The sequence below is a fragment of the Bacillus sp. CR71 genome (genome assembly GCF_003429245.1).
Classification (GTDB): Bacteria; Bacillota; Bacilli; order Bacillales; family Bacillaceae_G; genus Bacillus_A; species Bacillus_A thuringiensis_S.
Genome location: NZ_CP031748.1, coordinates 2,572,343 through 2,597,798, shown reverse-complemented (window position 1 = coordinate 2,597,798; position 25,456 = coordinate 2,572,343). Strand labels below are relative to the sequence as shown.

Here is a 25,456-nt window from a genome sequence, read left to right as displayed (position 1 = left end):
GATACTTTCTACTATTTTTATAGGAGAATAACATTCTTTTATGATTGAAGGAAAACAGCCAAAGAAATGGACAAAGAATACTTACTTTGTATATTTTTATATAATAGGAGGATATATACTTATTCATAAAAACAAAAAAAGAAGAGGGATATCTCCCTCTTCACCAATAAATTCAAACATATTTACAATTAAGGAAGGGCATACATTCATCAAGTGATGAAAGGAACAATAATAGTTCACCTAGTGAATTATAACATAAAATAGTTCCTGTTAATAGGTAATATTACCATTAATGGAATTGTTGTGACAACTTTGTTAAATATCTTAATATTAAAAGGCTTTATATGTATACAAATGGAATGTGGATAGTGTAGGGATAAAATATAAGGGGGATATATATTATGTTTAACAAAAAACAAAAATTAGTAACAACTGTAACAGCTTTAACATTAGGATGTGGATTTACTTTCGGATTAACACCAGCCTTTGCAGATTCTACTAAGATTTCTGCCAACAATACTCCTGTTCATTCTATTCAAAACCAAGAGCAAGAGCCTTTTACTGGATATATCATTTCAGTAGATAAGAATTACTTAGTGGTTGCTGCCACTTCTACAAAAGATGAAGCGCTCGCTTACCAAAATGATTGGTGGGAGCTAGTTTCTCAGAATAAAATTTTACGAGTTCCTCTTTCAGATGGGGAAAATTACACATTGGGTGAAAAATTAAACGTATATGCAGTTGGTTGGACTGCATCCTTACCACCAATAGCTGTTATGCCTACAATTGAAAAATTAGCCCAATAGACAATGCTTACAATTTTAAAGGACAACATCCTAATTAGGGTGTTGTCCTTTATTCAATAATATTCCGAATTACTGCCTATAGCGGAGAATGAAATCGCTATTTGTACCATTTAACTAAGTTCAATGTTGTGAATGATAGAAAAGATATATCCAATATATTAAAGGTAGTTTCTTCTGGGATCTTGCCAACGATTTATTAATTATAATAAAAGCAATCGCATAAAGAACGCTTTTATTATAATTTATTTGAAGTACAACTGTTTCCGCAGCCATCTTCAATTAACCAAGACTTTAGAAAATTTGTGGAAGAAAAATATTTCCCTCTATATAATGCATCTTCCTAGCCAAATGTTCCAAATAAACATATCTTGATTGATTGTAAGGTGACATTTTAACAAAAGACAATACAGAGATATCAACATAGGAGAGTAGTTTAAAAATACTTATATAAAGTTGTTACTACATATTCTAATTACTGTAATTTCGATGCATAAAACACATAAAAACGTCTCTAGCTCATTTAAAGCCTAGAGACGTTTTACGTTTTCTACTCATCTTTTGAATCATCCGCTTTTGGAGTTTCTACGTTTAATCGTTGATTTTTTAAATCAAAATAAGCATCTAATACATCTTTTCCGATTGCAGAGTTAATACCTGATTTATCATCTATAATCCATGGTACAACAACAGAAAATGCTACTTCTGGATTATCATATGGCGCATACCCCGCTAGTGTTAAATTATAACATTCTCTACGCGCTCCCTTTTCATCTCTACCTTTTTCACTCTCCCCGCCATATACGGTCTGTGCCGTACCAGTTTTACCAGCTGGTTTATAAGGAGCCTTTTTAAATGCCTTTACCCCAGTCCCATCTCCCTCTTGAAATACTCTTCTCAATCCTTCTTTTACTCTGTTAATATATTCTTCTTTCATATCCACTCTGTTTAAAACGACCGGTTCTATTGATTGCACCACTTTACCAATTTCATCTTTTTGTGCAGTTTGTTCTCTAATCTCTTGCACAATCTGTGGTTTCATACGGTACCCACCATTGGCAATTGTAGACATATACTGTGCAAGTTGAAGTGGCGTATACGTGTCATATTGTCCAATAGAAAAGTCTAATAAAAATCCCGGCTGATTATCTTTTCTGCCAATTTGTCCCGCTGTTTCATTTGGTAAGTCAATACCTGTTGGAACGCCTAAACCAAATTGTCTGAAATAATATCTCATTTTATCAAAGTATTCTTGTTTAATATCTAGTGAACTATTCCGTACATAATCCACACCTGCAATTTTTAGTGCCGTATTAAACATATAAATGTTAGAAGAAACTTGTAAAGCCCTTAAATCATCTAAGTCCCCAAAATCTTTCCAAGATCTCTTTTCTTTAGTTCCTTTAAACTTCATGGGCGCATCATGAAAGTTCGTACCAGGTTTAATAGCCTTCGTTTCGAATCCTGTCAACACTGTCGCACCTTTCACTGTTGATCCAAGCTCATATGAGCTGGTCATCGTACCTAAAGCGTAATCTTCCACTTCTGTTTTTCCGTCTTTTTCTACTAATTTTTTTCCTGCCATAGATAAGACTTGACCGTTTTTCGGGTTCATCATTACTACGAAAGCACGATCTAACATTGTTTCTGAGCCTTTATAAGATTTTAAGATTTTTTCAATACTTTCTTCTACCTTTTTTTGTAATTCTATGTCAATGGTTAACATTAAATTATTTCCACTTTTTCCTTTAGATACAGTTTCCGTTCTAATTGTATTTCCTTGCTTATCGGCAATGTTTCTTACTTCTTTTTGTGTACCATGAAGTACATCTTCATATTGCTGTTCAATGTAAGTTTTACCGACTCGGTCATTTCGACTATAATCACGCACTAAATAATAATCTAATCGCTCAATTGGTAACCCTCCATCAGCATTTGAAACATTTCCAAGTACCGAACGGAATAACCCATCATTGACATAGGAACGTTCCCAGTCAACTGAGACATCTACACCTGGGTAGCTTGCTAGATTTTCACTAATTACAGCATACTCCTTTTCACTTACATCTTTTTTTATAACTTGGGGTGTCATTCGATAACCTGATGTCATTTTGCTTTTAATAGCTAATACTTCAAGATCATTTTGAGTTAATTCTTGAAGATTCTTATCTGTAACACGCTTTCTTTTCAATTTTTCTATTTTACTATTTAACTCTTTGTCAGAAAGATCACCTTCTCTGAACTTATCTATATCTTTTTCAGACACTAAATCTTGAGCAAGTTTTGGATTTAGTTGCATCCAAAAATCCTTCTTATCCGTCTCAGTTAATTTATTTATGTCTTCTTGCGGCATTTCAATTATTTCTGCAAGTTTTCTCGCAGTATTTAACATATCTTCCGATTTAATACCTTTCATTTTCGTATATGTAATAGTACGTAAAGACTTATTATCAACTACTGCTTTCCCTTCTCGATCAAATATCTTTCCCCGTGGAACAGAAAGGCTAACGGTTGCGTTTTCTTTCTTCTCTACTTCATTCTTATAGGTTTCTCCATCGACAATTTGCACTTTACCTAACTGAATTATAAGAGCAGAAAACAATAAAAACACACCTAAAAATAAGAGGTTTAACCGAGTTGGCATTGGCTTACCACTTTTTATTTTTTGTTTTTTCATGTTGTAATCTCCTCCTTCCAATGACTACAAGTGTAATCTTACAAGCTGTATATTACACTTGTAGTCAAAATAAATCAAGCGAATATTATACATGGATTTATTTACTAAATAAAAAGAAAATAGGAAACAACTTGTTTTCATTGTAGCCCCTATTAACCTTCATGAAGGCTTGTAAGATGGATACTATCATATGTTCGAAGGCCTGAATCCTGAATTACCTCTTGCGCACGGGATGATATTACATTTGAATTTATTCAATATTGTTTTACAAAGCCAGTCAAGAGAGTGTTTAGTAAAAACTACCTAATTAAAAATTTGTTATACAAATCTTTAATGTAGTCGTAGAGATTTCAAAAAACACAATGATATATATTATCTTGGAAACCTGGCGACGTGCACAGCCTCCTAAAATCTGTTATTATAGTTACGTATAATTAATATTCTTAATATACAATTAAATATATGTATTTTCTATGAATGGAAGGGGATATAATATGTTAACTGAATTGCAAAAAAGTTTTTTCTCAAAATTAAAAATTCCACCAAAAGAAAATGTGGAATTTGAAGATTTGCATGCAATTCTTTTACAAATGGGGCACGTATTACCGTATGAAAATATAGGCATCATGGAAGGAAACATGCAAGATTTTTCTAGAGAGAATATTAAAGAGAAACTCCTTTTAAAGAATCGTGGCGGATTATGCTATGAGATTAATTCTTTATTATATTATTTTTTGTGTGATTGTGGATTTAATGTATATCGAGTAGCTGGAACTCTATATGATTCAAAAACAAAAAAGTGGAACCCTGATGATGGCCATGTACTCATCGTTTTACAGCACAAAAATGAAAAATATATAATAGATGCTGGTTTTGCGGCTTACCTTCCTTTACATCCTGTTCCTTTTCATGGTGACAGTGTAACTTCTGTGACGGGAGAATATCGTGTTCGTAAAAAAAACACAGAGAAAGGAACCCATGTATTTGAAATGAAAAAAGGAGAAAATGGAGAAACTTCTCATTTTCTTGATTCCGATCTTACTGATACCTGGTCTATCGGTTATGCTTTTTATCTAAACACCATTGATGAAAAGAAAGTGAATGCTATACAAAATATGGTTATAGAGCATCCAGAATCACCAGTAAATAAGGGAATTATTATATGCAAACTAATTGAAAATGGTCATATTGCACTTACTAAGCAAAGTTTTACAGAAACACAACTTGGAAATAAATCTAAAAAAGAAATAACAGAGAAACAATATTATCAGATACTTAAAGATAAATTTAATATTTTTTAGACAAATAACATGTAGAAAGTTAACTATAAGTTTTTATAGGAGTACCGTCACATGCCCATCAAGCTGAGATTTTAAGACACCCCTAGAATTAAAACTTCATTTTTTTGGAGTTAAAAGACAAATAAAAAAGGTCCTTAACAATTTGTTAAGGACTACGGAATAAAGCCGCAATTTGGGTTGAAACCCAATCAGTTTGTAGAAAATAAATTGCGATTATAATAGTAATTGTATTCCCAAAAGCAATGTTTCAAATGGATTTTAACACACCTGTAACTGTAATGGTATCAACAAAATGTGGATTGAATTACAAATAGTGGTTAGGAATATTAGGAAAATTTGATAAAATAATTAATTCTCATGAAGAAAAAGTATTAAGAAGTGCTTGTAGCGATAAACTTTTGGAGGAAGCACCGATAGCGGGTACTTTTTCCTTTGTTTTATAAAATTTATATAATAAAAGAGAATTTTACTAAGCAAACAATTAATAACTATAACTTATCTATCATATCTCACACATAGAATCATAACTAAAATATTTAAAACAAACGTTTGTTTAATTTTTCTATACCTAATTTCTTCATCACATAAATAAAAAGGATAAGAAAACCTCATTTACATATATTCAAAAATTATAGTTAGTTATAATATTGAATTCATTTTCTTATAGCTAATTAATCTTGAAATTGATTATATGTTATTCTGTAAGAATCCAAGTATTCTTGAAGAGCTTACTACGGTACAGTATAAAATAAAAAATTCTGTATATGCAGCAGCACTAATTGAAATCGCATTAGTTAAGATACTTCAGCTGGAGCAGGAAATATCAACGAACCAACAGAATATCAAAAATAACGAAAATGGAGATTCCAGTGAGCTTAATCAAACGTTGTTACAAAGTTTACTTGATACCATCGCAGCATTCAATCAGCGTTTAGACGAATTAGAAAAACAAAAAGAAGAACCAGCTGCTAATCAAAGACGCAGAAACATTCAAATTTATCGCGATCCTAAAGCTAAGGAAACTGCAAAAGATATTGTTTTACCAGAAATCACTTGGGAAACAAGCAAATTGTTAGAAACTTTCCTCCCTAACTGTATTGCTCATATAAAGAAAGATAATCCCCTTATTGCAAATAGGTTAGGAGAAATAATTCATGCTACTGGATCAAAGCACCATATTATATTCGTAATGGAAAATCCCCAACAAGTTGAGACATTATATAATCCATTAAATGATTCCATAGTTACTAAAACCATTTCACAATTACTCAGACGCACCATTAAGATAATTTACTTAGAAAAAAGTGAATGGGAAGAGATAAATACAAAAAAGGAAGTGTAAAAATCAATCGTGTCAAAGTACCATTTGGAAGAAAAAAGAAACCTAAACTCCCAGTTACAGATATTTCCGCCTTATCTTCTATGAAATTTGATCATCTATTGTATGTACTTAACGAACTAGCAAATAGATATACGTATCATAATAATCCCCCATATGACATTAGAACGTTTTATCAATTAATTGCATTCCATCTAGCAAATAAGTTAACGAAGCAGCAAACTTTTTCTAATATCGAATTAGATATCCTAAACGTTATACTTGAAAATAGGCACCTACCAATTGAGGAAAGAAAAAAATTAGGTGATTTTGTTTTATTAAAGGAAATTGATAAGCAAAACAATTCGAATGAATTTATTACCCAATTAACAGAAAATGACTTTCAATTAGTTGAGAACATTGCATATGTAAGGATAAATAACAACACTCAATGTAATTAAATACTTCATTATGGAAGAAAAATCAAAAAAGACCAACCCCTTAATAAATAAGGGGTTGGTCTTTTGGGAATTCTCTATAATCTCTTAATATATTCCTTTAAAATATATCAATTACTCATAATATTTATCATATTCCACTGCATATTTAGTTTTTAATTGTTCTATTAACTTCTCATTAAATGAAATTATATCAAGTACATCCTGATTTATATATAATAAATAATTGTCATTATAAAATGAGATATATGCTGATGGATGCCCTTGTGATACATTTTGACAGTATTTATATACATCCTGATAATTTAAATTTTTTATAGATGCAAAAATTGTTGAACTTGTAAAATTATCGTTTTTTATTAATGTTTCTTTCCAATTTCTAATTTTAGTAAATTTACCTAAGCCTGTTTTTTCATGAATTCTTTTACCATTTATAATATATCCACAGATAAAGGAAGAATTTATTTTTTCGTTTTGATTGAATAAATTATCCAAGATATTTTTTAATAATCGAGTGTTATTATTCACAAATAAATCCATATCGAATCTAATTCTATGATTCGAAGTTACTTGAAAAAAGGGAGTTTCTTCAGTATTTGTAAAATCTACTTTGAATTTATCCATAATTAGTTATTAATCTCCGATTCTTCTTAATTCTAAATCATAAGTTCCAGATCTAGTTTTCTTATTTCCAAGAGCTTTTACTGAATCAGCACCTTTAAAAGCTCCACCATTGTGGCCATCTTTGTCTCTAGTTATATATTTAGGTTTTCCTTTTTTGTTAAAATATACTCTTGCACCATGAGAGTAAAATTTTGTTTCTGCGTATCCCAATCTGCTTGCAACTACTTTAGCAAGAGGTTCAGAGTTTTTCATTAGAGTTCTAATAGCAGTTGGTCCATATTTTTTTATAGCTGCTTTTAGACCGCTTTTAACTATGAATGCAACAAGAACGGGAACCAAAGGAAGAGCAGATGCAGTTATTTCTTGTGTATCAATAGAATATTGTTCACCAGTTTCTTGATCCACAAAAATGGCTTTTAAATCTTCACCTTCTACATCAGTCACAAGAATTGAAAAACTCTTCTCTATTTCATTTCCATTCTCATCATTTAGTATTGCTTTAGCACTCATTTCACCTGTTTCAATATTATATTCCAATGTACTTTCCATTTGTACTTGATCAGTATCTAATATTGATTCAAAAGTGTCTACATTATCAACAACATTTTCAGTTATTTCAATTTGTTCGGATGATTCTATCCCTAAATCTTCCTTTACATCAACTTTAACTTCGGTATCTATTTTACTAGTTTCAGTGTTTTCGGTAACTTTTACAATTTCTTTTAATGCAGAATCATTTTCTTGCGCTGCATATACAAACCCTGTAGGTACATATGTAATGAAAAGCGCTGTAATTATACTGAAGATAAAATATTTTTTCATTAAATTCTCCACCTTATTCTTTTATTTGTACTAATCCCATCCCAAATTTTTCTTTCGCACCTAATTTTATTGCTCCAAAGCGTAGATCCTTTTCTATGTCTTTACTCCCATTTTGAAGCAATATAGAAACAATCCCTGTTGTATAAGCTGTTGCATAAGAAGTCCCGCTTTGCATTTCAACCTCTCCATGTATATTTAATACAGGTACATCTACGCCTGGTGCCACAAAATCAACCTTGCCTTGACCGGCATAAGCATATAATTTCATATCCTTATCAATAGCAGAAATAGATAATACTTCAGGGTATTTAGCAGGGTAATCAGTAGATAAGCCAATGGTATTTCCTGTAGCAGCAATAATTATTATCCCTTTATTTGATGCATTTCTTATCGCTTCCCTTAACTTAGGGTCATCTTTAGAAAAGCCAAAACTTAAATTGATAATATCAACACTTTGTTCAACACTCCAGTTTATCCCTGATATTATATCCGCTATTTTTCCACTACCCTTTTCATTTAAAACTTGAACATCATACAATTCAACAGCAGGATTAATTCCCACCACATTATTTTTACTTTTTGTAGAAGCAATGATACTTGCAATCATAGTTCCATGATCTAATATAGCCTCTGTCTCAAAAGTATTATTAAGCGCATTATAACTTTTCTTTACCTGGCCTTTAAGTCCCTTTATGTCCTGATTAATCCCACTATCTAAAACAGCTACTTTCACAGTTTTAGAACCCGCAATTTTGATTACATGTTCAGGAAATAACGTACAAACTGCCCAGTTTTTCTGGCAACTTTCCTCTGAGATAACATAATTATTAGATACTTTTTTAGTACATCCAAACATGATAAACAACACTAAAGCACATACAAATAATAATATTTTCTTTATAAACACCACTCCTTTTTAACGATCCCTTCAAAAAACGTCCCCTTGTAATGAAGAGGATTAATCAACACAAACTTAAAGTTCATATGACCCTTTAAATATTAAAGTCAATTGAATGTAATAAAAAGACTGTTTTTTACCAATATTTTCTGATATATTCAATGAGAACAGATACCAATATTTAACTTAGTTTAATATTTATATAATACAATACATATATTTTATAAAGATAAAATTACTTACTAACAGAAGCAATACGTATAGTATAAATCAACATAAAAAAGCAATAATTTCCTGTCACGAAAATATGATAGGAAATTATTGCTTTTATTTAAAATGACTTTATTACACATAAAATGATCTTTGGACAAAATTTAATTAATAAATGATATTATCTAAAAATCCTCTTTCCATGCTTCAAAAGCCCTATCAAAATATAGTTTTTCAGCTGTTTCATTACTTATTACTTCTGAAACAATATGATTTCCTTTTTCATCTCTAATGATTTTTATGAATTCTACTTCTTGAATATCACCTTCACTATCAGGGTTATCCAATAATATAAACCCTGATGTACCCTCAATTATAAGGTCACCAATGGCTGCTTCTTTAGTTTCTAAATAACCTGTTGTCCATTCTTCACCTTTATCTTTGTAATTAAAAATGCTAGTTGTCCATTGGTATTTAACTTCAGCTCTTATTGAAATCATCCTTTCTGATTGTACTAAAGTTTTGTAAATAAATTTGAAATTGATTATCCTATTATGAATTTATCTGTCACCCTTTATTTTATATATACTACTCTTTAGTTTAGGCTTCTTGTGTAACCGTACTTTAGTCCCATTAATATCTAAGTCAATTTTTTCTTCCTCTAAAGCCTCCATTTTCTCTCTATGTTCTTTTTCAATTTTATCTCTTTCTTCTTTTTTCTTAGTCGCTTTAGGACCAATTACGAATAGAATTAAGAATATACTCACTATGACAACAAAAGTAGTCACTAGTACCTCTCCCCCTTTGCCAAAACTTCGTACAACAAAATTCTTTTTAATGTCTAAGACTTAATTCAGAAAATTAGAGGAGAACGAGTGCTAGTATAATTACATCGAAAAACAATAGAAATTACCTGCACTATTCCCTCCTTCCCCTAGATAAACATAGATTATAAATGGCGCAACAAGGCAGGTACTATCAATGTCATTACAAATATAAAAATTGAACTATATCTCAAACTCGAACTCCATTTCCCATATTTCGGATGTTCAAATTTCTTATAAAGCATACCTAGTGCTAGGGATATTAAAAACATTAATACAGCTGTCCCTAAAATTATAGAAGTGATTAAACCCACCATATTACTTATAAAAGTTTGAAAGTCAAAAGAACGTGTTGTCAGCATTAACACCGGTAAAATCCTTATTAGTAGTATGAGAATGAAGGACCCTACTCCAAAATATATAGATCTTTTTTTCCACTTTATATGTTTAAACCATAAAGAAGCTCCAAAAACTAGTAATGATATTAAGATTACTACAGAAAGAATAAGGAAAATAACATCAAAGAATGCAGGCACACTCGCATGGACTGCACCATCTATTTTATCTCCCCCATCTTTTATTACATCACTGCCGCCATTAAACAAAGAACCAAACCAGTCTACAATCCAATCAGTCATCCAGGAAATATCGAATGGTAACTCTTCACTATTTGTTTGTGCAGGAGCAGCTGAGTTATACACCTCCAAATTATCCTCCTCCTTAATTGAAATTAAGCCATTTACTTTAAGTATATAAGCTTACCTAACCAAAACTAAGAAAATATCAAATCCTATCTTATTTTATTAGATAGAAATTCTCCTTCTTCAAATGTGTGCAAGACGATAATCCGACGGTAACAGTAAAAAGGATTTTCCTTTCTGCGCATAAACAGAAAAAAGAGCACCCTATCACTAACAATAGGTGTGCTCGTATTTATTTTCGTCTATTCCTTTTCTGACCAAATTTTCGCATTTGGTTCTAATAACCACTTGTGGTCTTCCTCCATGATACGATCATTCCATGGGTTATTCTCAAGATGTCGAATCATCCAACAAAAATACATTGCATATCCAGGCGCAGTTGCTTGCGGATGGTCTAGCTCACCCGGAATTGTAATAAAACTATTATGTACAACGCGATAAACATCCTCACCAACCATTGCACATCCAAATCCCTGTGGCTTGTTAAAGCGATAATAATATACCTCCGGTTGATCATGGTGATGCGGTGGATAACTGGACCATCTCCCTGGATAAGAAATAACTTCTCCTACAACCATATTCGAATATTCTGCATTGTTATAGTCAAAAATTGTACGAATAACACGCTGCGCTGTTCCCTCCCATACGCCTTCTCCAGCTACGACACTTTGACAATCATTTGGAGTATATAACTTTGACGCAAATTCTTGGTCATTATCTGTTTTTTGGACAAGCACTTCACTATCTAAAAGAGCAGTAATTGTAACCTTCACATTTTTAGATACATGTAAGCACCAAGGGTTTTCTTCAAACACAGACTGTCTTTGAATAACTTGTTCCATTCCTTCCCACTCTAAACGTATTGCCCCTTCCAGTAAAAGAACCGCTGTTTCATTCTTATTATCAAATAGCAACTCTTCTTTCCCATTAGACATCTTATATATGCCTATATCCATTAACATATCACTGCCTTGACCGTTCATTTCTGTTAATATATTATATCCTTCATTTAATTCACCTAATTTTCCTAACATGGCTTTCTCCCCCTTTTATTTAATGGCTACTCAATCATTCTCTACTTTTTTCCGCTAACTACATTCCGAGTTTCGTCTAACTATTACTGAAGAAAGCTTTTCTATTTATACTCTGTTTTCACTTCCGAATATTCGCATATGAATTTTAATATTTTCGTATGCAGCCTCAATAACATCCTGGTGGTACGTAAAGTAATCTGAATACGGATTATTTAGGACTGTATTGTTAACAGCAGTAATTACATTCTGAAATGTGGCTGTTGCTACATTAATTTTTCGAACACCATGTTGGATACATTGTTTGAAATCCTCTGGGCTAATGCCAGAACCGCCATGTAAAACGAGCGGGATATGAACTACCTCATTAATTTCCTGTAGACGGTCTAATCGTAAATCAGGATCTCCACTGTACATACCATGCGCATTTCCAATTGCAACAGCTAACGCATCTACGTCTGTTTCTTCTGCAAATCGTTTTGCTTCTGTAGTGCTTGTCAGCAACATTTCAATATCTTCTGATCCGTCATCACTACCACCTACTCTGCCAATCTCAGCCTCTACTGTCGCTCCGTACTGTTTCGCAAGCTCCACAACTTCTTTTGTCCTTTGGATATTCTCTTCTAACGGATAGTGAGAGCCATCAAACATAACCGAACTAAAACCAATTTCTAATGTCTCTTTAATCTTTTCAAATGTCATACCGTGATCAAAGTGAACTGCTACCGGGACAGTCGCTTTTTTCGCTGCAGCTACCATCAAAGGACCAATCATATGAATGGGCGAATGATTCAAACGAACTTCCGCAATTTGTAGAATGAGCGGGGAACGTAACTCTTCAGCTGCTTGAATAGCTCCCATTACCATTTCCATATTAGCGACACTAAAAGCTCCAACCCCATAATTCTCTTGATTTGCTTTAATTAAAATATCCTTCATTTGAACTAATGGCATTACATACTCCCCTATTTCAATATTATTTATTAAATGTAAAACCAACCGTCACGTCTTTTTACCCCTTTTGTAAGAAGACATGTTGATTACCATACCATTTACTTAGGGATAATCTTAATATGCTTAAATTACAAACCTGCTTTTTCTTGTATAAATTTTCGAGCTTTTAATGCGTATTCAAAAGGATTCGCTAAAGCTGGGTCTTGCTCTGCTTCTACCACAAACCATCCTTTATACTCAGAGTTCGCAAGGGTAGTAAACACTTCATCAAATACAATTACGCCATCTCCAGGAACTGTAAATGCACCATTCTTCACTGCCTGTAAGAAGCTTAAATTGTTTTCCTTTACAGCATCTACTACTTCCTGGCGAATATCTTTTAAATGTACATGTTTAATGCGAGGTAAATATTTTTTCAAAATATACAGTGGCTCTTCTCCTGAAAAAGCAAGATGACCTGTATCAAAAAGAAGGGATACAAGCTCTGGATTCGTCATATCCATTAACTTTTCAATTTCTGCCGTTGTTTGAACACCCGTACCCATATGGTGATGGTATACAATATGTAGCCCCTTTTCCTGAGCTAATTTACCGAGGTGATGTAACCCATCCGCTAGCTTTTCCCACTCTTCTTCTGTAAAAACAGGCTTATTTTTAAATAGTGGTGCATCCATTAAACCTTGAATACTATGCCCTTGCTCTGAAACAACGATGACTTTTGCACCCATATCATGTAAGAAATCCCTATGCTTAATAAATTCTTCTACCGTCTCTTCAATCGGATTCGTTGTTAAAAACGTACTAAACCATGCACTAGCAATCTCCAAGTTTCGTAATTCCAAAGATTTTTTTAATACAACTGTATTTCTCGGGTATTTATTCCCTACTTCACTTCCATTAAATCCAGCTAGTGCCATCTCACTAATACATTGTTCAAACGTATTTTCTGCTCCTAGCTCCGGCATATCATCATTTGTCCAAGCAATTGGTGCAATTCCAAGTTTAATTGCATTTTCTTTGAACATCCCCTTGTCTCTCCTCTTTACAAAATGTGATAGAATTTCGCCAAATTCTCTTAACTGGTCATTAAAAAGAGAGCTTCCTAATCAATATGCATGTAGATAAAAAGCTCTCTTTGTGCTCTAATCTAATAAGACCTTGCCTGTTGCAAGTTGCTTATTTTATCCTCGTACGCAGCTTGTACACTTTGACTATTAGATACCTCTGCAACACCTACATGCCACCATGAATCGTATCCATTTGTCATTGTTTTTGGTAATACTTTAATATCAATTAATGTAGAAACTGTTTGTTTTTTCGCATCCTTAAGCGCTTCCTGTAATTGTTCCATTGATGTAACTTGATACGTTTTTACGCCATATCCAGCCGCGCTAGCTGCAAAATTTATTTTCATAATAGCCCCGTTTAATTTACGAGTTTCCTGGTTTCGGTAACGAAACTCTGTTCCGAAGCTCCCCATTCCATTACCCATTTGTAAGTTATTAATGCAGCCAAATCCAGAGTTATCAAACAATAAAACATTAATTTTTTTGTTTTCTTGAAGACTTGTGACAAGCTCAGAATGTAGCATTTGGTAACTTCCATCCCCTACCATTGCATATACTTCCTTCGATGGTTCAGCTAGCTTTGCACCAAGCGCGCCGGCAACCTCATAACCCATACAAGAGTATCCATACTCCATGTGATATGTATTAGGTTTTCTAGGTGCCCACATTCTTTGTAAATCACCTGGAAGACTTCCTGCTGCACCAACAATAATCGAATCTTCGTCAAGTAATGTATTGATTTGTCCAATGACGGCAGTCTGTGTTAATTCTGTACCAAGTGCGTCTACATACTCATTTAAATTCTCATCGAAATGACCTTCAACTTCCGGCGTGAAACCTTGACCTGTAAAGCGAATATTATGTAGACGTGCTAATTCTGTTTCCCAAGCCTCTTTTGCATCAGTGATTTCTACTGTGTAACTAGATTGATACTCAATTGCTTGCAGTTCATCTATTAGAGCAAGAAGTCCTTCTTTTGCATCCCCTATAACCTTCAATGCATCAAGTTTGTTCGCATGGAATTCCGAAATGTTGATGTTTAAAAACTCAACCTCTTTATTCTGGAACAATTGCTTAGATGCCGTTGTAAAATCAGTAAATCTTGTTCCAATTCCAATAACAAGATCGGCTTCCTTTGCAATTGTATTGGCTGCTACATTTCCAGTTACCCCAATGCCGCCAAGATTATATGGATGATTGCTTTCTATCGCGCTTTTCCCAGCTTGCGTTTCTCCAAATGGAATGCGGAATGCCTCAGCAAACTGTTTCAGTTCCTCTGCCGCTTCTGCGTATCTTACACCGCCACCGCAAATCATAATTGGCTTTTTCTTTCTCTTAATCATTTCAACCGCATCCGCCAAACTGACTTTTGTAGGTAGACGACGTTCAATACGATGAACACGCTTTTGGAAGAAGTAACTTGGAAAATCCCAAGCTTCCCCTTGGACATCTTGTGGTAAACAAATTGTTACAGCTCCTGTGTCTGCCGGATTCGTTAAAACACGCATGGCTTGAATCATAGCTGTCATCAACTGTTCAGGACGGTTCACACGGTCCCAATACTTACTTACCGCACGAAAAGCATCATTCGTAGAAATAGATAAGTCATGCGTTTGTTCAATTTGTTGAAGAACAGGATCAGGTTGTCTCGTTGCAAATACATCACCTGGAAGTAGTAAAACAGGAATATTATTTGCAGAAGCTGTTGCAGCAGAGGTAATCATATTTGCTGATCCAGGACCAACAGAAGAAGTACATGCCATAATTTGTTTTCTGTGTTTTTGTTTTGCAAAGGCCATCGCAGCATTTGCCATCCCTTGTTCATTTCTCCCTTGATATACTTCTAATTCCCCTGCGTCTTCTTCTAAAGCTTGACCTAGGCCTACTACATTCCCATGACCAAAAATCGTAAAGATTCCCTTAATAAATTTTTGTTGCTTTCCATCAAACTCTACGTATTGCTGATTCAAAAATTTCACCAAAGCTTGCGCCGTCGTCATTCTAACAGTTTGCATATTGTTTGCTCCTTTCTATCTCTATCAGTCATTCTGCATATGAAAAAGGAGTATCAGGAATTTGATAGACTCCTAATACTTCCTTCTTATGTTTTACTACTTCCGTTACTTTCGCTTACAAGCACCTAGAGAGATTCTACTTCTCTCTTCATGATTACTTTTCCCAACGAGATGTAAGCATTTTCTTTCTCGTATAAAACTCAACGCCGTCAGTACCGTTCGCATGAAGATCTCCATAGAAAGAATCTTTCCAGCCAGAGAACGGGAAGAATGCCATCGGTGCTGGAACCCCAACATTCACACCTAACATACCTGATTCAATTGTTTCACGGAATTGACGTACACTTGCTCCGCTATCTGTATAAATGCAAGCACCATTTGCAAAGCGAGATTCATTCGCAATTTCAATCGCTTCATCTAATGATTTCACACGAACAATGGATAAAACAGGAGCAAAAATCTCATCTTGCCAGATTTTCATTTCTTTTGTAACATGGTCAAAAATTGTTGGACCAACGAAGTAGCCAGCTCCTTTTACAGCTGTGTCTTCGCGTCCATCACGAACTAATGTAGCGCCCTGTTCTACACCTGAATCGATGTAACCAATTGTACGCTCTTTATGGTTATGACGAATAACTGGGCCTAAAAATACATCTTCATCAAGACCATTACCAATCACAATTTTATGTGCTTCTTCTACTAGTCTTCCAACTAATTGATCTGCAATTTCTTCTTCTACTGTAACAACAGAAGCAGCCATACAACGCTCACCAGCTGAACCGAATGCAGCACTAATAATTTGCTTTGTTGCTAGCTCAAGATTCGCATCATTTAATACAATGGAATGGTTTTTCGCACCCGCTAATGCTTGAACGCGTTTTAAGTTTTCTGTTCCTTTTTTGTATACATATTCTGCGACAGGCTGAGAACCTACAAATGAAATTGCCTTCACTAATTTATGTTCCAGAAGACCATTTACTACATCGTGTGCACCATTTACGATATTTAATACACCTTTAGGTAAACCAGCTTCTGCAGCTAATTCTGCTAATCTTGCTGCTAGAAGTGGTGTACGCTCTGAAGGTTTTAACACAAATGTATTACCGCAAGCAATCGCAAGTGGGAACATCCAGCATGGAACCATCATTGGGAAGTTAAAAGGTGTAATCCCGCCTATAACACCAATTGGGTAACGATACATACCAGACTCAATACCTGTCGCAATATCAGGAAGCTGTTTTCCCATCATTAATGTAGGAGCACCTGCAGCAAACTCCACGCACTCAATACCACGAAGAACTTCACCGTAAGCTTCGTTATAGCTTTTTCCGTTTTCAATCGTAATAAGTTTCGCTAACTCTTCCCAGTTATCTACTAATAATTGTTGATATTTAAATAGAATACGAGCACGTTTTGGCACAGCTGTTTTGGACCAAGATTTGAATGCTTCATTTGCTGCTAATACAGCTTGTTCAACATCTACTTTTGTTGAAAGTGGTACCTGGGCGATTACTTCCCCTGTTGCTGGATTATATACAGCTTCCATCTTAGTTGAAATAGATTCTATCCATTCGCCGCCAATGTAGTTTTTTACAATTTGTGCTGTTTGTACTGTCATATTCATTCTCTCCCTTTTATGTAATGTAGAAGCGTACATAAGATACGCACTTACTTGATTACTCATTTATGATGTTTTTATACAATTTCCTCAGCCGTTTCCATGAATGCTGAAATCTCTGCCCTTGTTGGCATTGCATCAGAACAGCTATGTTTTGAAATAACGATCGAAGCAGAAGCGCCTCCTAATCGCATCGCTTGAGGAATCTCAAGTCCTTGCATTAGGCCATAAATAAACGCAGAAGCATACGAGTCGCCAGCTCCAAACGTCTTTAATACCTTTGTTTTAAAGATACCGCCACGGTGTGATTGGCCGTCTCTCGTATAAGCGATTGAACCATCCCCGCCGTGCTTAATTACGACAATTTTCGCATGATGAGAAAACCATCTTTCAGCCGTAACTTGGTCATTAGATTGTTCATAGTTTAATAGTTTTTCCATCATATCGAACTCTTCACGCGTTCCAATAATGACATCAGACTTTTCAGCCGCTAGATTATAATACACTGCCGTTTCAGCTTCTGACTGCCATGTATAAGGGCGGTAATCCACATCAAAAAATACGACTACATCATGCTTACGCGCATATCCTAGCGCTAAAAATACCGCCTCGCGAGAAGGACTTTTCGCTAATGCTGTTCCTGAAATTAAGAGAGCTTTGGATTGTTTAATATAGTCCTCAGAAACTTCTGTTGGATCAAGATTTAAATCTGCGACATTGTCGCGGTACATTAAAATACTGCAATCTTCAGGGCTTTTAATTTCTGTGAAAGCTAAACCTGTCACTGCACCAGTACGATCAATACATATCTGATCTGTATTAATATTGTTATCCTTTAGGTACCCTGTAATAAAACGGCCCATTTGATCATCGGACACTTTACCGATAAATCCTGTTTGTAAGCCAAGACGCGCCGCACCAATTGCGATATTCGCAGGAGATCCCCCCACATACTTAGTAAACGTTCTTGTTTCTTCCATAGGACGTTGTGTTTCATTGGCATTTAAATCAACGCATAAACGTCCAACTGCAATTAGGTCTAATGGACAATCTTCTTTAAAAATAAGTGGATTCATTGTTTCTACCTCCCATGCTTTATGAAAGAGTGAATGATATGGTTCATATTTTTTATAAACCTACTATTCATAACTCTTTATCTATCTAAAAGTAAGCGCTCTCTTTATTGATTTAATGCAGGCTGTTTATGTTCAATTTGAACAGGTTTTCCTGTTAGTAATGATTCCTTCGCAGCTTTCGCAATTCTTTCTGCCTGTAACCCATCATTACCACTGCAAATAACAGCTTGTCCTTCTATAATTGACTTTGTAAATTGTGTTACTTCTTCAATGTAAGCCTGCGTGTAGCGCTCTAAGAAGAAATAAAGCGGCTTATCTTTTACAACACCTTCTGTTTTTGAAACTTGTACTGTTGTCGGGCAACAATTATCCGCAGCGACCGCGCCTTTTTCACCAAACACTTCAACACGCTGGTCATATCCATATACAGCTTGGCGGCTATTATCAATTACGCCTAAAGCTCCATTCGCAAATTTCAATGTGACTATTGCTGTATCAACATCATTTACTTCCTGAATGGATGGATCAATTAATGTTGTGCCATATGCAAATACTTCAACGACTTCACTATTCATCACATAACGAGCCATATCAAAATCATGAATCATCATATCCATAAACAATCCGCCTGAAGAGCGAACATACTCTATACTTGGTGGTTGTGGATCGCGTGACGTAATTTTTAAAATATGCGGTTGTCCTACTTCTCCTTGTTGAATAAGATCATAGACTTTCCTGAAGTTAGGATCGAAACGACGATTAAAACCTACTTGAAGAGATACCCCTTGTTCTTTTACTACTTCTAATGCATCTAATGTTTCTTCTACTGAGAAACTAACAGGTTTTTCGCAGAAAATATGTTTTTTCGCAAGAGCCGCTTCTTTTATAATTTGCGCATGTGTATTTGTTGGTGAACAAATAAAGACAGCATGAATTTCTGGATCTGCTAATAAATCCTGATAGTTTGTAGTCAGAGTGGATATCCCTTTATCCTCGGCCCACTTTTCTAGATGACTAATCACAACATCTGAAACCGCTTTAATTTTTACTTGTGGCATAAGCTGCAAGTTATCGACATGCAGTTTCCCAATTCGTCCAGCCCCAATAATTCCAATCGTTAAAACATTCATATGATTTCTCCCTCTTTATTTAAATTTAAGAAAAAAATGAAAGTCTATAAGGTTTAGCCTAATAATTTTAGTTAAGCGCTTTCCCCATTTTTCTTCATTATACACACTTGATTCTAAATTGAAAACATTTTTATTTTTTTGAATACTTACCTTTTCATCCGAATTTTAAATTCCTTCAATAAACGTATTACATAAAAATAAAGAATAATAATTAGAAATAAATAATCTAAAAAGCTATAAATATATTCTTTTAAAATACTGATATAACAAAGAATACCAAGCCTTTTAAATAGTAACCCCCATCTATAAGGTATTTCTTTCTTTTCATACTCACTATTATTTTATTGTCCAATAAGTAAATAGAATGCCTCTATAAAAGAAAGTTGTAAATTGTCAAAAAATTAAATTGACGACCCCACAATGTAAGCGTATACTTTTTTTATCAAAAAGAATTAAGCGCTTAACCAAAAAATAACTTATCGGTGGTGGGAGAATGAACGCAATGAGTTCACACAAAACATTTATGGACAAGATTGGTATTCCTTCTAATTTAACTTGGGGATACATAGGGATTATTGTTTTTATGATTGGGGATGGTTTAGAACAAGGATGGTTATCCCCTTATCTCGTTGAAAAAGGACTAACACTAGAACACGCTGCTTTTCTGTTTACTATTTACGGGATTACTGTATCTGCTTCTTCTTGGTTTTCAGGGGTATTTGTACAAATGTGGGGACCAAGAAAAGTCATGACGTTTGGTTTAGTATCATTCATTTTAGGTTCAATCGGATTCATCGGTATAGGAATTCAACATATGAATTATCCCGTAATATTAATTTGCTATGCCCTACGAGGGTTTGGTTATCCCTTATTTGCCTATTCTTTCCTAGTTTGGGTATCTTACAGTACTCCTCAGCAAATGCTTTCAAGAGCAGTTGGCTGGTTCTGGTTCGTATTCCAGCTAGGGCTTAGTGTTATAGGAGCCTTTTATTCTAGTTATATGGTTCCGAAAATCGGAGAAATTGCTACATTATGGAGCGCTTTAATTTTTGTTGTCGTTGGGGGATTATTCTCAATTGTTGTAAATAAGGACAGATTTAAAGCACAAACCGTAAGCGCTAACAAATCAAGCGAATTACTAAAAGGCATTACCATCGCATTTGAAAATCCTAAAGTTGGTATAGGTGGTATTGTTAAAATTATAAACTCGGCCGCTCAGTTTGGATTTGTTGTTTTCCTGCCTACTTATATGATGAAATATAATTTTACGATGACTGAATGGCTTCAAATTTGGGGTACTCTATTCTTTGTAAATATGGTATTTAATATTATTTTTGGTATTGTTGGAGACAAGTTTGGCTGGGTAAATACGATTAAATGGTTCGGAGGAGTCGGTTGCGGAATTGTAACTCTTGCACTCTATTATGTACCACAAATGGTAGGACATAATTATTGGGCTATATTATTTGTTGCATGTTGCTACGGAGCAACTCTTTCCGGTTATGTACCTCTTACAGCATTAATCCCATCTTTATCTCCTGAAAACAAAGGAGCGGCAATGTCTGTCTTAAATTTAGGTTCAGGATTATCGGCATTCGTTGGTCCATTAGTAGTAACTGCATTCATCGGTCCATTAGGGGTAGGCGGCGTTATGTGGATCTTTGCCGGCTTGTACTTCTTTGGCGCATTTTTAACTCATTTCCTTACTATTCCAAAGGAAAATGAGATGAAGCAGGATTTAAATACGAAAAGCGGTGAACAATTCTCTGTATAAATCCTAAATATAAAAGAAGGTCATCATAACTGTATATGGTTAAAATGACCTTCTTTTTGTTACATTCAAGTAGGATATCGAAAATGCTATCATGTAATATCCTTTACTGAGGATCGCTCTACTAACTGAGGAATAATTGTAATTTTTTGCTTAGCATGTTCCTTCATTTCCATCGTTTTTAAGAGTTGTTCAAACGTACAGGCTGCCATTTGTGTAATTGGCTGTTCAATCGTCGTTAACCCTGGATCTGCAATCTCAGCATAAATTGTATTATCAAATCCGATAATTGATAAATCTTCCGGAATTGAAAGTCCTTGTTTTCTTGCTTCATTCATAAGGCATATAGCAATTAAATCAGTACAAGCGAAAACAGCTGTAGGTCTGTTAGGCAAATTAAGTAACTCTTTACTTGCACGTTTGCTATCTTCCACTGTCGAATAGCAGCTAATGATAGCATCATCATCTAATAGGATACCTGAATCTGTAAGAGCCTGCTTGAAACCATTTAGTCTCCCTAAGCTACTTTTTCTATCCTTCTCCATCATAATTGTTAAAGATGTATGGCCTTTCTGCGTTAGATAATTCCCAGCTAGATAGCCTCCCCTCATATCATCAGTTGTCACAACATGAGTCGTAATGGAAGGATGATCTACGGTAAATAAGACAAGTGGTAAATCTCGATTTACGATTTTTTTAACAAGTTTATAATCATTTAGTTCCGTTGCAATAATAATGCCATCTACTTGCTTTTTAAATAGTAAATCAATGTATTCGTGCTCACGCTTTGTTTGATGGTCTGTACTACATAAAATGAGTGTATACCCTGATTCTCGTGCACTATTTTCAAAAGCTCTTGCTACTTCAGCAAAAAATGGGTTTGAGATATCTGGGACAAGTACCCCAATCGTATATGTTTTTTTACCTGTTAACGCTGCTGCTACACTACTTGGCTGATAATCTAATTCGTCCATTACCTGGTTTACTTTGTTTATTGTTTTTTCACTAATACGCCCTGTTTGATTAATTACCTTAGATACAGTCGCTATTGATACACCTGCTTTTTCCGCAACATCATAAATTGTTGGTTTCACTTTAATTGTCCCTTCTTAATCATCTTTTTCTATATTTTATCATAAATATATTTTGCTTCTTGGTACACAAATGGAATTCTTTTAAAATTTGTAAGTATTTCTATCTTATAGCGTAACGCTTCATACTTACGAGCTAATCAACCTTGATAAAGCACCGGTAGAAAAGTATTTGACTAATTTGATTATTAGACATTTAATATCCACATGCAAGACACTACAATATTACTCATAAAATTATGTAATACAATTGACTACATCTTAAGTCGCTAAAAAGAATTATCTCCTTTATTTTTTATCGTCACCCTTCCATAGTACCTCCATATGTTGTATAGAGATATCTCCTTCTACATTTCATTGATGCCTCTTTCAAGTCCTAATACACACCTTAAAAAGAGCACTTTTAAAAAGTGCTCTTTTTACTTTGCATGTCACTCATCCTACAATGAAGTAAGATCTTAACTTATGAATAATTTATTGAACCCCTGCTAATAATATAAATAAATTGGTAATAGCCAATCTGTATCCATAATGAATCTCTAATTTTCTTGAATTCTCCCTGAGGCAAGGCGGCTATTTTTTATAGCTGCCTTTCTTGTATGAATTTTGAACTACCCCCACTTTCACTTTGTTTAGAAGTGAGGGATTCCTAAGTAAAGAGTTCTATCGAACTCTAATTGATTAGGCTAACCCCGCAGTCCTTGCGGTTAGAAGCCTTATCGCTTCATTCTTTATATTGATACTTGCGTTAATATCCCTATCATGGTGTATACGACAAGAAGGACAGTCCCATTCACGTAGGTTTAAATTTTTAACGTCTTTATTTTGATATCCACAACAAGAACATAATTGGCTGGAAGCAAATGTTTTCGATACGACAATGACTTGTTTGCCATACCATTTTGCTTTATATTCCAACATAGTTCGAAATTGTGACCATGATACCTCACTAATTGCTTTTGCTAACTTATGATTCTTTAACATATTCGATACTTGCAAATCCTCTATACCGATAACATCGTGGTTTTTGATGATTTCGGTTGAGATTTTGTCCAAGTAATCTTTTCTAGCATTTGATATGTATTCATGAATTCTAGCTACCTTGACTCGTTGTTTATTCCACCGAGAAGATCCTTTCATTCTTCTAGAAAGAACACGCTGTGCTTTCGCCAACTTATCTTCTAATGATCGGAAAAACTTCGGATTTTTATAGGGTTTTCCATCTGACAAAATAGCGAAATCTTTTAGTCCTACATCTATTCCAATGTAAGAATGTGTTTTCGGAAGTTCTTGTACTTCTGTTTCAACTAATAGTGACACAAAATATCTGCCAGAAGGGCTTCGTCTAACAGTGGCACTTACAATACGTCCCTCTACTTCACGACTTTTGGCACATCGAACAAGGCCTAGTTTCGGCAACTTTATTTTGTTCCCTACAACGGCAATATTTTCATTTGTTTGTTTTGTGGTATAAGATTGTACGTTGTTCTTCTTAGATTTAAAGCGCGGGGCGCTGTTTTGTTTTTTGAAAAAGCGCGTATAAGCATCCGCAAGGTTGCGAACAGACGACTGAATCGCAATACTATCCACTTCTTTGAGCCAAACAAAATCTTTCTTCATGGCAGGGAGTTTGGCAGAGCATGTACCATAGGTCAAGCCTTGCCCTGTCTCTTTGTATGCGTGATCCCATAAGGATAGGAAATGATTGAATACAAAGCGGGAACAACCAATCGTTTTGTTGATTAGAATTGCTTGTGCTTGATTTGGATAGATACGAAACTTATAGGCTTTATTAATCATCATTTCATTCACCTCCATTTCGGTATATAACTATTATAAACCAAACGTACATTCGATAGGTAGTAAAGTAACACTTTCTATATGTCGAACAATTAAGATGGCTTCCTGCCATCCCTTGTTCGAAGCCAATTCATCTCCCACCTACTCCTGGGCTGTTGCCCTTCACACACTCCTTGAGGAAGGAATCTTCTTGGCTAAAATGATAAATATATGCACATACTATTAACGGAAGGCTTGAATCATTGTCATTGAAAATGTTCAGCACTTCCGCTCCTTAAGAGAACAGTCTACGCAACTGTTCTCTTTCCTATTTCCTTTTTTCACGCATATAATCTGACAAGCATTATTAACTCTAACTCTCCTACAATCAATCGCATTGCAACATTTTCAATATTCCCTCAACAAATTCTCAATATTTTTCATGGACAACAGCACACTTTCTCAACGGTTTTAATATCTTAATATTAGATACTCAAAGGAGGTGTTGAAAAATGACTTGGTTCATTATTTTAGGATTTATGCTTATTTTAATAATAAGCGGTTTTCATGCACATAGTATTCATATCGTTTTCAAAATAGGTTCAGATACAAAAGCTGTGCCAAGTTGGTCTTTCGTTAATAAAATAAACTTCCAAACATTAAAAGAATTAATAAAAGGACTAAATAAGGATAAACTTAAAATCCTTACAATAGGAGAACTTGTTATTCCTTTAAGTTTCTTTAATAGATTATTTAGCAAAACATTAATTTTTCTATTCCTATTCTTTTACTCTCAATACTTAAACTAACGTAATTTAAGATCAGTTAAAGAATAACAATCACTAATCTTAGCAAGCCAACATTATTCAATCACCTATGATGAACTGGCCCCAAAGAGTTAAACAAAAATTAAGCGACCATCTGAATGTGAGTCCGGTATTGTACTGGACTCATTCCTTTTAACTGTACTTTGATTCTTTTGCGATTGTAATGACCTAGATAATTATCTAATACTATCTTAATATGTTCCATACTTTCAAATTTCATAAGATAAATTACTTTTGCTTTGTCTTGTTCTGCAATTCCATCTCTTTTTGAACGAAGTCCTTTAACTTTTTTAAATAATCTATTTCCATACGTAAACATTCATTTTCACCTTTTAATGCCTCTATAGCCCCTTCAATAGCTGCATTATCTAACTTTGATTTTGTATTTGTAATTCCCATAGCTGGATCCCCTTTCTTCTTTTATATAGGAAATCCATGTCTTATAAATCATATATTTCCCT

At 34.4% G+C, this 25,456-nt stretch carries 24 protein-coding genes and 1 pseudogene; 7 read left to right on the top strand and 18 right to left on the bottom strand.

Translation table 11 applies throughout. The annotated features are described in order from the left end of the window. Positions 1-401: 401 nt before the first annotated feature. Positions 402-806: a DUF3221 domain-containing protein gene (locus DOS87_RS13030; RefSeq protein WP_184121829.1), complete on the top strand. Its 405-nt coding sequence runs from the start codon at positions 402-404 to the stop codon at positions 804-806. 547 nt (positions 807-1,353) lie between these two features. On the opposite strand, the gene DOS87_RS13025 is transcribed toward DOS87_RS13030, so the two are convergent. Beyond that, the gene (locus DOS87_RS13025; protein WP_208730339.1) at positions 1,354-3,480 is read right to left on the bottom strand and encodes a peptidoglycan D,D-transpeptidase FtsI family protein; all 2,127 of its coding nucleotides are present in this window, start codon (positions 3,478-3,480) and stop codon (positions 1,354-1,356) included. 130 nt (positions 3,481-3,610) lie between these two features. On the opposite strand from DOS87_RS13025, the pseudogene DOS87_RS30150 reads away from it, so the two are divergent. From DOS87_RS30150 to DOS87_RS13010, 4 genes and pseudogenes are all read left to right on the top strand, one after another. After that, positions 3,611-3,798: pseudogene (locus tag DOS87_RS30150) on the top strand (spore photoproduct lyase family protein); the annotation flags it as partial. Positions 3,799-3,974: 176 nt separating this feature from the next. Continuing rightward, positions 3,975-4,781: an arylamine N-acetyltransferase family protein gene (locus DOS87_RS13020; RefSeq protein ID WP_208730338.1), complete on the top strand. Its 807-nt coding sequence runs from the start codon at positions 3,975-3,977 to the stop codon at positions 4,779-4,781. 691 nt (positions 4,782-5,472) lie between these two features. Then, positions 5,473-6,123 (top strand): hypothetical protein, encoded by a 651-nt coding sequence (locus tag DOS87_RS13015; RefSeq protein WP_261795671.1) that lies wholly within the window; start codon positions 5,473-5,475, stop codon positions 6,121-6,123. Between the two features lie 2 nt (positions 6,124-6,125). Then, entirely contained in the window at positions 6,126-6,560 is a 435-nt protein-coding gene (locus DOS87_RS13010; protein WP_184121864.1) for a hypothetical protein, read from the top strand. Positions 6,561-6,671: 111 nt separating this feature from the next. Here the strand turns inward: DOS87_RS13010 and DOS87_RS13005 are convergent, their stop codons facing one another. The 13 genes from DOS87_RS13005 to iolG all read right to left on the bottom strand — a co-directional run bounded on the left by DOS87_RS13005 (position 6,672) and on the right by iolG (position 19,527). Further along, entirely contained in the window at positions 6,672-7,181 is a 510-nt protein-coding gene (locus DOS87_RS13005) for a hypothetical protein (RefSeq protein ID WP_184121835.1), read from the bottom strand. A gap of 9 nt (positions 7,182-7,190) precedes the next feature. After that, positions 7,191-8,003 carry an SAR2788 family putative toxin gene (locus DOS87_RS13000; protein WP_184121837.1) on the bottom strand — a complete coding sequence of 271 codons (813 nt, stop codon included), beginning with the start codon at positions 8,001-8,003 and terminating at the stop codon, positions 7,191-7,193. Positions 8,004-8,016: 13 nt separating this feature from the next. Continuing rightward, positions 8,017-8,910: a S8 family serine peptidase gene (locus tag DOS87_RS12995; protein ID WP_184121839.1), complete on the bottom strand. Its 894-nt coding sequence runs from the start codon at positions 8,908-8,910 to the stop codon at positions 8,017-8,019. Between the two features lie 386 nt (positions 8,911-9,296). Beyond that, positions 9,297-9,611 (bottom strand): hypothetical protein, encoded by a 315-nt coding sequence (locus tag DOS87_RS12990; protein WP_221448842.1) that lies wholly within the window; start codon positions 9,609-9,611, stop codon positions 9,297-9,299. A 60-nt stretch (positions 9,612-9,671) separates the two neighbouring features. Beyond that, positions 9,672-9,899, bottom strand: a complete 228-nt coding sequence (locus DOS87_RS12985) for a hypothetical protein (RefSeq protein WP_208730337.1) — start codon at positions 9,897-9,899, stop codon at positions 9,672-9,674. 161 nt (positions 9,900-10,060) lie between these two features. Beyond that, positions 10,061-10,660 carry a hypothetical protein gene (locus DOS87_RS12980; RefSeq protein ID WP_184121867.1) on the bottom strand — a complete coding sequence of 200 codons (600 nt, stop codon included), beginning with the start codon at positions 10,658-10,660 and terminating at the stop codon, positions 10,061-10,063. A 218-nt stretch (positions 10,661-10,878) separates the two neighbouring features. Beyond that, on the bottom strand, positions 10,879-11,670 hold the full coding sequence (locus DOS87_RS12975) for a 5-deoxy-glucuronate isomerase (RefSeq protein WP_208730336.1): 792 nt from the start codon (positions 11,668-11,670) through the stop codon (positions 10,879-10,881). A 105-nt stretch (positions 11,671-11,775) separates the two neighbouring features. Continuing rightward, entirely contained in the window at positions 11,776-12,621 is an 846-nt protein-coding gene (locus tag DOS87_RS12970; RefSeq protein WP_208730335.1) for a class II fructose-bisphosphate aldolase, read from the bottom strand. A 128-nt stretch (positions 12,622-12,749) separates the two neighbouring features. After that, positions 12,750-13,646, bottom strand: a complete 897-nt coding sequence (gene iolE / locus DOS87_RS12965; RefSeq protein ID WP_184121848.1) for a myo-inosose-2 dehydratase — start codon at positions 13,644-13,646, stop codon at positions 12,750-12,752. 122 nt (positions 13,647-13,768) lie between these two features. After that, positions 13,769-15,703 (bottom strand): 3D-(3,5/4)-trihydroxycyclohexane-1,2-dione acylhydrolase (decyclizing), encoded by a 1,935-nt coding sequence (gene iolD, locus DOS87_RS12960; protein WP_208730334.1) that lies wholly within the window; start codon positions 15,701-15,703, stop codon positions 13,769-13,771. A 154-nt stretch (positions 15,704-15,857) separates the two neighbouring features. Continuing rightward, entirely contained in the window at positions 15,858-17,321 is a 1,464-nt protein-coding gene (locus DOS87_RS12955; protein ID WP_098672594.1) for a CoA-acylating methylmalonate-semialdehyde dehydrogenase, read from the bottom strand. Positions 17,322-17,398: 77 nt separating this feature from the next. Next, positions 17,399-18,397, bottom strand: coding sequence for a 5-dehydro-2-deoxygluconokinase (iolC, locus tag DOS87_RS12950; protein ID WP_208730333.1), 999 nt, complete (start codon positions 18,395-18,397; stop codon positions 17,399-17,401). Between the two features lie 104 nt (positions 18,398-18,501). Continuing rightward, a complete protein-coding gene (gene iolG, locus DOS87_RS12945; RefSeq protein WP_208730332.1) occupies positions 18,502-19,527 on the bottom strand; it encodes an inositol 2-dehydrogenase in 1,026 nt (341 codons plus the stop codon). A gap of 493 nt (positions 19,528-20,020) precedes the next feature. Between iolG and DOS87_RS12940 the strand changes: the two genes are divergently transcribed. After that, complete coding sequence (locus DOS87_RS12940) at positions 20,021-21,301, top strand: MFS transporter (RefSeq protein WP_208730331.1); 1,281 nt, start codon at positions 20,021-20,023, stop codon at positions 21,299-21,301. An 89-nt stretch (positions 21,302-21,390) separates the two neighbouring features. Here DOS87_RS12940 and DOS87_RS12935 read toward each other — a convergent pair whose 3' ends face one another. Together DOS87_RS12935 and tnpB are read right to left on the bottom strand one after the other, a co-directional pair. After that, the gene (locus DOS87_RS12935; protein ID WP_071730367.1) at positions 21,391-22,392 is read right to left on the bottom strand and encodes a LacI family DNA-binding transcriptional regulator; all 1,002 of its coding nucleotides are present in this window, start codon (positions 22,390-22,392) and stop codon (positions 21,391-21,393) included. A gap of 678 nt (positions 22,393-23,070) precedes the next feature. After that, on the bottom strand, positions 23,071-24,192 hold the full coding sequence (gene tnpB / locus DOS87_RS12930) for an IS200/IS605 family element RNA-guided endonuclease TnpB (protein ID WP_078386330.1): 1,122 nt from the start codon (positions 24,190-24,192) through the stop codon (positions 23,071-23,073). 488 nt (positions 24,193-24,680) lie between these two features. Here tnpB and DOS87_RS12925 point away from each other — a divergent pair, with 488 nt between their 5' ends. Then, on the top strand, positions 24,681-24,977 hold the full coding sequence (locus DOS87_RS12925; RefSeq protein WP_050844914.1) for a hypothetical protein: 297 nt from the start codon (positions 24,681-24,683) through the stop codon (positions 24,975-24,977). Positions 24,978-25,077: 100 nt separating this feature from the next. Here the strand turns inward: DOS87_RS12925 and DOS87_RS12920 are convergent, their stop codons facing one another. Both DOS87_RS12920 and DOS87_RS12915 read right to left on the bottom strand, forming a co-directional pair. Continuing rightward, positions 25,078-25,200: an IS3 family transposase gene (locus DOS87_RS12920; RefSeq protein WP_170966131.1), complete on the bottom strand. Its 123-nt coding sequence runs from the start codon at positions 25,198-25,200 to the stop codon at positions 25,078-25,080. A 23-nt stretch (positions 25,201-25,223) separates the two neighbouring features. Continuing rightward, positions 25,224-25,394 carry a hypothetical protein gene (locus DOS87_RS12915; protein ID WP_170966130.1) on the bottom strand — a complete coding sequence of 57 codons (171 nt, stop codon included), beginning with the start codon at positions 25,392-25,394 and terminating at the stop codon, positions 25,224-25,226. Between the last annotated feature and the right edge of the window lie 62 nt (positions 25,395-25,456).

Coding starts and splice junctions, on each gene's coding strand:
- DOS87_RS13030 (WP_184121829.1), top strand. CDS start 402: ATGTTTAACAAAAAACAAAAATTAGTAACAACTGTAACAGCTTTAACA.
- DOS87_RS12940 (WP_208730331.1), top strand. CDS start 20,021: ATGAACGCAATGAGTTCACACAAAACATTTATGGACAAGATTGGTATT.
- DOS87_RS13020 (WP_208730338.1), top strand. CDS start 3,975: ATGTTAACTGAATTGCAAAAAAGTTTTTTCTCAAAATTAAAAATTCCA.
- DOS87_RS13015 (WP_261795671.1), top strand. CDS start 5,473: ATGTTATTCTGTAAGAATCCAAGTATTCTTGAAGAGCTTACTACGGTA.
- DOS87_RS13000 (WP_184121837.1), bottom strand. CDS start 8,003: ATGAAAAAATATTTTATCTTCAGTATAATTACAGCGCTTTTCATTACA.
- iolD (WP_208730334.1), bottom strand. CDS start 15,703: ATGCAAACTGTTAGAATGACGACGGCGCAAGCTTTGGTGAAATTTTTG.
- DOS87_RS12925 (WP_050844914.1), top strand. CDS start 24,681: ATGACTTGGTTCATTATTTTAGGATTTATGCTTATTTTAATAATAAGC.
- DOS87_RS12990 (WP_221448842.1), bottom strand. CDS start 9,611: ATGATTTCAATAAGAGCTGAAGTTAAATACCAATGGACAACTAGCATT.
- DOS87_RS12915 (WP_170966130.1), bottom strand. CDS start 25,394: ATGGGAATTACAAATACAAAATCAAAGTTAGATAATGCAGCTATTGAA.
- DOS87_RS12955 (WP_098672594.1), bottom strand. CDS start 17,321: ATGACAGTACAAACAGCACAAATTGTAAAAAACTACATTGGCGGCGAA.
- DOS87_RS13025 (WP_208730339.1), bottom strand. CDS start 3,480: ATGAAAAAACAAAAAATAAAAAGTGGTAAGCCAATGCCAACTCGGTTA.
- iolG (WP_208730332.1), bottom strand. CDS start 19,527: ATGAATGTTTTAACGATTGGAATTATTGGGGCTGGACGAATTGGGAAA.
- tnpB (WP_078386330.1), bottom strand. CDS start 24,192: ATGATGATTAATAAAGCCTATAAGTTTCGTATCTATCCAAATCAAGCA.
- DOS87_RS13005 (WP_184121835.1), bottom strand. CDS start 7,181: ATGGATAAATTCAAAGTAGATTTTACAAATACTGAAGAAACTCCCTTT.
- DOS87_RS12975 (WP_208730336.1), bottom strand. CDS start 11,670: ATGTTAGGAAAATTAGGTGAATTAAATGAAGGATATAATATATTAACA.
- DOS87_RS12920 (WP_170966131.1), bottom strand. CDS start 25,200: ATGGAACATATTAAGATAGTATTAGATAATTATCTAGGTCATTACAAT.
- iolC (WP_208730333.1), bottom strand. CDS start 18,397: ATGAATCCACTTATTTTTAAAGAAGATTGTCCATTAGACCTAATTGCA.
- DOS87_RS12970 (WP_208730335.1), bottom strand. CDS start 12,621: ATGCCATTAGTTCAAATGAAGGATATTTTAATTAAAGCAAATCAAGAG.
- iolE (WP_184121848.1), bottom strand. CDS start 13,646: ATGTTCAAAGAAAATGCAATTAAACTTGGAATTGCACCAATTGCTTGG.